Source organism: Catenulispora rubra, assembly GCF_015356825.1.
In the GTDB taxonomy this organism is placed as follows: Bacteria; Actinomycetota; Actinomycetes; order Streptomycetales; family Catenulisporaceae; genus Catenulispora; species Catenulispora rubra.
This window is the reverse complement of sequence record NZ_JAACYW010000752.1, coordinates 1-442: the sequence shown is the minus strand read 5'-3', so window position 1 is coordinate 442 and position 442 is coordinate 1. Positions and strand designations below refer to the sequence as shown.

At 70.6% G+C, this 442-nt stretch carries 1 protein-coding gene; it reads right to left on the bottom strand.

The window, feature by feature from the left end; genetic code table 11:
- Positions 1 to 421, bottom strand: a 421-nt coding sequence (locus GWK61_RS55275; RefSeq protein WP_323748218.1) for a LysR family substrate-binding domain-containing protein, incomplete at its 3' end; no start/stop codon positions are given.
- Positions 422 to 442: the final 21 nt, after the last annotated feature.

The window sequence follows — 442 nt, the reverse complement described above, 5'->3', positions numbered from 1 at the left end:
GCTGGCATTCGGGCAGATCGCGCACGGCGCTGAAAGCGATCCCGGGCCTGGCGTATATCGCCGCGTCGCCCGCCGCCAGCAGGCGCACTCCCAACCCGGCCGCGATGGCCTCGAACGACTCATCGGTATTCGCGGCCTCCAACGCGATGTGCGGCGGCTTGCCGGCCCGCTCGCAGCCGGCCAGCCAGAACTCCCGGGCCTGGCCCGCCGATCGCGGCAACGCGATGAAGGGTTCGTCGAGCAGCGCCGCGAAGTCCACCGCGGCCTCATCGGCCAGGTGGTGTCCACTGGGCAGGGCCACCCAGCGTGGCTCACTCAACAGGATCCGGGTCCTGACGCCCGCCGGAACCGGCAACCAGACCAGCGCGACATCGACGTCTCTTTTCGCCAGGCCGGCACACGGTTCGGTCCAGCCACGCACCCTCAGCTCGATGCGCCAGTC